Below are 6,806 nucleotides of genomic sequence, written 5' to 3'. Positions count from 1 at the left end.
AAAGCCGCGGCCGCCAGCTGCAGCGCCAGAGGCCGGGACGTAAAGCTCACACCGAGCCCGAAAACAAAAAGGCCGGCTTTGCAGCCGGCCTTTTCGATTTCATTTAGCCCAGATCAAGCCTTGACCAGCGGACCCTTGGAGGTCGGCCCCTTGGAGCCGCCGGGGCCACCCGGCTTGGGCTTGCCCGGCGGACGCTTGCGGGCGCCCGGCAGCTTCTCCTGCTTCGGAGTAACCGGCCCCTCGACGAACTCGAAGCCGATCTTGTCCTTGGTCTCGTCGGCCTCGTCCTTGACCAGAACGACGCGGACATGGCCGCCGCCCTTGAGCTTGCCGAACAGCACCTCGTCAGCCAACGGCTTCTTGATGTGCTCCTGGATCACGCGGGCCATGGGACGCGCGCCCATCTGCTCGTCGTAGCCATGCTGGACCAGCCAAGCCTTGGCCGGCTCGGACAGCTCGATGGTGACGTCGCGATCGCCGAGCTGCGCCTCGAGCTGCAGCACGAACTTCTCCACGACCGTGCCGATCACCTCGACGCTGAGATGGCCGAACGAGACGACGGCATCGAGGCGGTTGCGGAATTCCGGCGCGAACTGCCGGTTGATCGCTTCGTGGTCGTCACCTTCCCGCTTGGAGCGCGTGAAGCCGAACGCCTGCTTGGCGAGATCGGATGCACCCGCGTTCGTGGTCATGATCAGGATCACGTTGCGGAAATTGACCTGCTTGCCGTTGTGGTCGGTGAGCCGGCCGTGATCCATGATCTGGAGCAGCACGTTGTAGAGGTCGGGATGCGCCTTCTCGATTTCGTCGAGCAGCACCACGCAGTGCGGATGCTGGTCGACGCCGTCGGTGAGCAGGCCGCCCTGGTCGAAGCCGACATAGCCGGGAGGCGCGCCGATCAGGCGCGATACGGTATGCCGCTCCATGTATTCGGACATGTCGAAGCGCAGCAGCTCGACGCCGAGGCTTGCCGCAAGCTGCTTTGCGACCTCGGTCTTGCCGACGCCGGTCGGGCCCGAGAACAGGTAGCAGCCGATCGGCTTCTCCGGCTCGCGCAGGCCGGCACGCGCCAGCTTGATCGAGGCGGCGAGCGATTCGATCGCCTTGTCCTGGCCGAACACGGTGCGCTTCAGCGTCTGCTCGAGATGCTTGAGCACCTCGGCATCGTCCTTCGACACGCTCTTCGGCGGGATCCGCGCCATCGAGGCGATCGTGGTCTCGATCTCCTTGATGCCGATGGTCTTCTTGCGCTTGTTCTCGGCGACCAGCATCTGCGCCGCACCGGATTCGTCGATCACGTCGATCGCCTTGTCCGGCAGCTTGCGGTCGTGGATGTAGCGCGAGGACAGCTGAACCGCGGCCTCGATCGCCTCATTGGTGTACTTCAGACGGTGGTAGTCCTCGAAGTACGGCTTGAGGCCCTTGAGGATCGCGATGGCGTCCTCGACCGTCGGCTCGTTGATGTCGATCTTCTGGAAGCGCCGCACCAGCGCGCGGTCCTTCTCGAAATGCTGGCGGTATTCCTTGTAGGTGGTCGAGCCCATGCAGCGGATGGTGCCCGAGGCAAGCGCGGGCTTGAGCAGGTTCGAGGCATCCATCGCCCCGCCCGACGTCGCGCCCGCACCGATCACGGTGTGGATTTCGTCGATGAACAGGATGGCATTGGGATGCGCTTCGAGCTCCTTCAGCACCTGCTTCAGGCGCTCTTCGAAGTCGCCGCGATAGCGCGTGCCCGCGAGCAGCGTGCCCATGTCGAGCGAGAACACCGTGGCGGCCGCCAGAACCTCCGGCACTTCGCTGTCGACAATGCGCTTGGCGAGGCCCTCCGCGATCGCGGTCTTGCCGACGCCGGCTTCGCCGACGAACAACGGATTGTTCTTCTGCCGGCGGCACAGCACCTGGATCGCACGGTTGATTTCGGAATTGCGTCCGATCACCGGATCGATCTTGCCGTCGCGCGCCTTCTTGTTGAGGTTGACGCAATAGGTCTCGAGCGCCTCGCCCTTCTTCTTGGCGTCCTCGTTGCCCTTGGCCTCGGTCTCCTCGTCGACGCCGCGCACCGGCCGCGCCTCGGAGACGCCCGGCCGCTTGGCGATGCCATGGCTGATGTAGTTGACCGCGTCATACCGCGTCATGTCCTGCTCCTGCAGGAAGTACGCGGCGTGGCTCTCGCGCTCGGCGAAGATCGCGATCAGCACGTTGGCACCGGTCACCTCTTCACGACCGGAGGATTGCACGTGGATCACCGCGCGCTGGATCACGCGCTGGAAGCCGGCGGTCGGCTTGGCGTCGTCGGCGCCATCCGTCACCAGGTTCTCGAATTCGGTCTCAAGATAATTAACCAGGCTCGTGCGGAGCTTGTCGAGATCGACGCTACAGGCGCGCATGACGGCGGCTGCATCGGAGTCGTCGATCAAGGAGAGCAAGAGATGCTCGAGCGTCGCGTATTGGTGATGACGCTCGTTTGCGATCGCCAGTGCACGATGCAGGGATTGTTCAAGGCTTTGGGAAAAAGTCGGCATTCGCGTCCTCTATGGCCCCCACCATCATGATCGCCATCGCCCGGTCAGGCAACAACAACCTTTGTCACATATAGTTATACAAGATCGCGGCGAAAGACCGGTTCCGCGACTCGGGCGGCGACACACCGCGACATTTGCGATGCAAAACCCGTTCCGATTTGGGCAGAACTACCCAATTGGGCAGGTTGACGCTGGCGCCGATGCCCGCCGGATCATGCAGCGGCTCGTGCTGACATCACACACCACGCGAACAGAACCACTCTAAAGAACCCGGACGCGCGATTACTTCTTTTCCATCACGCATTGCAGCGGGTGCTGGTGCTTGCGGGCGAAATCCATCACCTGCGTCACCTTGGTCTCGGCGATCTCGTAGGTGAACACGCCGCACTCCCCGATGCCATGATGATGGACGTGCAGCATGATCTTGGTCGCGGCCTCGATGTCCTTGTTGAAGAACTTCTCCAGCACGTGGACGACGAATTCCATCGGCGTGTAATCGTCGTTCAGGATCAGCACCCGGTAGAGGTTCGGCCGTTTGGTCTTGGGTTTGACCTTGGTGATGACCGAAGTGTTCGGACCCGAGGGATTACCCGAACGGTTCTCGTCATTGCTCAAGCGAGGAGCGTAGGGAGCGGCTGGCGCGGACAGGTCGAGTCTTGAAGTCAATTGCGGCATGGCTCAGGCGTTCAAATTTCCCCATGGAAGCGAATGGCGGTCACCGCGCGACCCCGCCCGTCGGAGCCTGGCGCAGGCGCGCCGCCTTGTTGGACCGCCGCTCCCGACAAATCCGGTCCAAGCCGGATCGTTCGCCAGCAATATGGGCCTGCCCCCGGCTCGCCGCAAGCGCGCAAAAATCCGGCCAATGCGGTTGCGGCAGTCCCGATTCCCATCCGGGCGATCCAGCAAAGGTTAATCAACCCGGACCGATTTGACAAAAATTTCCGCGGCGCCCGTTAGAACATTTTGACCAGGAACCCGGTCATTTAACACGATTGCGACGTTTCGCCCGGGCTCCCCCGGACTTCTACGGTGCAATTTACCAAGCATTCAATGGCGTGGCGCGAAATCGGGCAAAACACGGATTTCGGGGATCGTCATGTTTCGCTCGCCGCTTGTCAGCCTGATCGGTCGACAGCTCGCCCGCTTCGCGGCAGCCGAACAAGGCAATATCGCCATGATCTTCGCCATCGCGCTGGTCCCGGTCCTGAGCTTGGTCGGTGCCGCGGTGGACTATAGCCGCGCTGTTCAGGCCCGTACTTCCATGCAGGCGGCCCTCGACTCCGCCGCCCTGATGCTCTCCAAGGATCTGTCGTCCGGGACCATCACCACGTCGCAAATCAGCACGAAGGCGCAAGCCTATTTCAACGCGCTGTTTACCGGCACCGCCACCCTGCCATCGGTCAGCGTCGCCGCCACCTATACCGCGAGCACCAGCATGGGCTCCACGATCCAGCTCACCGGAACTGGCACCTACACGACCAGCTTCATGAAGATCGCCGGCTTTCCGACGCTCGGCATCGGCACCACGTCCACCAGCGCTTGGGGCAACGTCCGCATGCGCGTGGCCCTGGTGCTCGACAACACCGGCTCCATGGCCCAGGACGGCAAGATGCCGGCGATGCAGACCGCCGCGAAGAACCTCGTCGACCAGCTCAGCACGCTCGCGAAGGCCGATGGCGACGTCTACATCTCGATCGTTCCGTTCGCCAAGGACGTCAACGTCGGCGCCAGCAACTACAACAAGGACTGGATCGATTTCAGCGAATGGGATGCCGCCAATGGCAGCTGGACTTGCAGCGCAGGCAACAACTGGAACTGCAACAATTGGAAGTGGACGCCGGCCAACCACAACACCTGGACCGGCTGCGTGGTCGATCGCGACCAGGACTACGACACCAAGAACACCATGCCGACGAGCGGCAATGTGGGGACGCTCTTCCCGGCCGAGCAATATTCCTACTGCAACTCCGGCAGCTCGTCCTATCTGCAACCGATCATGCCGCTGAGCTACGATTGGAGCGCGCTCAAGAACCGCATCGATGCCATGAAGCCGACCGGCAATACCAACCAGGGCATCGGCCTGGCCTGGGGCTGGATGACGTTGTCGACCGGCAATCCCATGAACGCGCCGGCCAAGGATGCGAACTACACCTACAAGGACGCGATCGTTCTGCTCTCCGACGGTCTGAACACGCAGAACCGCTGGTACAGCAATGCTTCGCAGATCGACACGCGACAGAAAAAGCTGTGCGACAACGCCAAGGCCGAGAACATCACCATTTACACGGTGCAGGTGAACACCGGCAGCGATCCGACCTCGAGCGTGCTGCAATATTGCGCCAGCAGCGCCGACAAGTTCTATCTGGTCACGTCGGCCAGCCAGACCGTCTCCGTGTTCAAGGACATCGGCACCTCGCTGTCGAGGCTGCGCGTGGCACGCTGACGGACCGACCGTATGCAAAAAAAGCCCGGCTGGTTCAGCCGGGCTTTTCGATTCCAGGATGTCCTGAAAAAGTTACTGGGCGGCCGGGGTGAACTTCGACACGATGGTCTCGACCGGCTTGAACGCCTGCTTGGCGAGGTCGCCGTAGAGGCCGGCGATCTTCTGCGATTCCGCAACGAAGGTCTCGTAGGCGGAACGGGCGAAATCGGTCTGCGCTTCCATGGCCTTGTCCAGCGACTTCACGCCGGAAAGCTTCTCGACGAAGGACTTGGTGTCTTCGAACGACTTCTTCGTATAGTCGCCATAGGCGCTGGCGATCGCCTGGAGGCCGTGCTGCACCGAGGTCGCGGAAGCGACGTACTGCTCGAAGTGCTCTTTCCCGTAGTTCTGAAAGTCTTCAACCTTGAACATTTCGGAATCCTTTTCCCTGGCTCTCGTCGGGAAGCCCCGGCTCCCTGACTCTGCCCACAATTAGTGCAACGCACAAAAAAGTCAAGAATTTTGTGCGACGCACAAAATTGAATGCAAATCGCGGAGATTCCCGGGGTTTCCCGCAATAGTTCCTTAAGCTTTTGGAAACCCCGGCCCCCTACCCTGATTTCCTGGACGTGTTCAACTTCCGCAAGCGGTCGAAAGCCGTTTGAGAACATCACCTTAGCCAGAATAGCGGCTCAGGCCAAACGTCCTCCGCGGCGAACACCAGCGGAGGGACAGCCTGAGCAGGTAATGATCCCGGGTCCATTGGGCACAATTTCGCCTCACGAGCCGGTGATCAAGTCAGAAACGGGGACGGGGTTCCATGCTTCGTAAAAACTTGTCTTCCTCGCGCTTGGCGCGGGTTGGCGTTTTCGGGCTTCTTACGGTCACCACCGCGGTCATCTTCACCACCGATGCCGCCGAGGCGCGGCGCCATCGCCGCCACTACGCGCACCACCGGGTGCAGCGCGATGTGTCCGAGAGCTCCAGCCCGAAATTCGCGTCCATCATCGTCGACGGCAATTCCGGCGCGGTGCTGCAGGCAACGAGCCCCGACGGGATCCGCCACCCCGCCTCGCTGACCAAGATCATGACGCTCTACCTGCTGTTCGAGCGCCTTGAGTCCGGGAAGATGAAACTCGACACCGAGATGCCGGTGTCCAAGCATGCCGCGGATCAGGATCCGACCAAGCTGAACCTGCGTGCCGGCCAGACCATCCGTGTCGAGGATGCCATCAAGGGTCTCGTCACCCGCTCCGCCAACGACGCCGCGGTGGTCATCGCGGAAGCAATCGCCGGCGACGAGGACGACTTCGCCCAGATGATGACGCGCAAGGCCCGCGCGCTCGGCATGTCCAAGACGGTGTACCGCAACGCCAACGGCCTTCCCAACGACGAGCAGGTCACGACCGCACGCGACCAGGCCACGCTCGGGCGCGCCATCCAGGAGCGCTTCCCGCGCTACTATCGTTATTTCGCGACCTCCACGTTCAACTGGCGTGGACAGTCGATCCGCAATCACAATCACCTGCTCGGCAGCGTCGAGGGCGTGGACGGCATCAAGACCGGCTATACCCGCGCCTCCGGCTTCAACCTCGTCAGCTCGATGCGCCGCGGCAACCGCCACCTGATCGGCGTCGTGCTCGGCGGCCGCAGCGGCGGCTCGCGCGATGCCATCATGCGCAACCTGCTCGCCGAGAATCTCGAGAAGGGTGCGACCGCCCACACCGTTGTCGCGGTCAGCGAGCGTAGCGGCGCTGATGCCAATGTCGAGGTCGCCGACGCATCGGATACTCCGGTACGCCCCGCTGCGCCGGTTCAGGCCGCAGCCGCTCCTGCTCCCGAAGCCGCCCCGTCGCGTCTGG

General features: G+C 62.3%; 5 protein-coding genes. 2 read left to right on the top strand and 3 right to left on the bottom strand.

What is annotated here, in order from left to right; genetic code table 11:
* Positions 1–113 precede the first annotated feature (113 nt).
* Complete coding sequence (clpA, locus tag MOV75_RS22495; RefSeq protein ID WP_246929309.1) at positions 114–2,522, bottom strand: ATP-dependent Clp protease ATP-binding subunit ClpA; 2,409 nt, start codon at positions 2,520–2,522, stop codon at positions 114–116.
* A 282-nt stretch (positions 2,523–2,804) separates the two neighbouring features.
* Positions 2,805–3,137 (bottom strand): ATP-dependent Clp protease adapter ClpS, encoded by a 333-nt coding sequence (gene clpS, locus MOV75_RS22490; RefSeq protein ID WP_026202494.1) that lies wholly within the window; start codon positions 3,135–3,137, stop codon positions 2,805–2,807.
* A gap of 481 nt (positions 3,138–3,618) precedes the next feature.
* Here clpS and MOV75_RS22485 point away from each other — a divergent pair, with 481 nt between their 5' ends.
* On the top strand, positions 3,619–4,965 hold the full coding sequence (locus MOV75_RS22485) for a pilus assembly protein (RefSeq protein WP_246929307.1): 1,347 nt from the start codon (positions 3,619–3,621) through the stop codon (positions 4,963–4,965).
* Positions 4,966–5,037: 72 nt separating this feature from the next.
* Here MOV75_RS22485 and MOV75_RS22480 read toward each other — a convergent pair whose 3' ends face one another.
* A complete protein-coding gene (locus MOV75_RS22480) occupies positions 5,038–5,376 on the bottom strand; it encodes a phasin family protein (protein ID WP_246929305.1) in 339 nt (112 codons plus the stop codon).
* 388 nt (positions 5,377–5,764) lie between these two features.
* Between MOV75_RS22480 and MOV75_RS22475 the strand changes: the two genes are divergently transcribed.
* Positions 5,765–6,806, top strand: a 1,042-nt coding sequence (locus tag MOV75_RS22475) for a D-alanyl-D-alanine carboxypeptidase family protein (RefSeq protein ID WP_247006638.1), incomplete at its 3' end; no start/stop codon positions are given.

The sequence above is a fragment of the Bradyrhizobium sp. PRIMUS42 genome (assembly GCF_023006515.1).
Classification (GTDB): Bacteria; Pseudomonadota; Alphaproteobacteria; order Rhizobiales; family Xanthobacteraceae; genus Bradyrhizobium.
This window is presented reverse-complemented; position numbering and strand designations above follow the sequence as displayed.

Coding starts and splice junctions, on each gene's coding strand:
- clpA (WP_246929309.1), bottom strand. CDS start 2,522: ATGCCGACTTTTTCCCAAAGCCTTGAACAATCCCTGCATCGTGCACTG.
- MOV75_RS22485 (WP_246929307.1), top strand. CDS start 3,619: ATGTTTCGCTCGCCGCTTGTCAGCCTGATCGGTCGACAGCTCGCCCGC.
- MOV75_RS22480 (WP_246929305.1), bottom strand. CDS start 5,376: ATGTTCAAGGTTGAAGACTTTCAGAACTACGGGAAAGAGCACTTCGAG.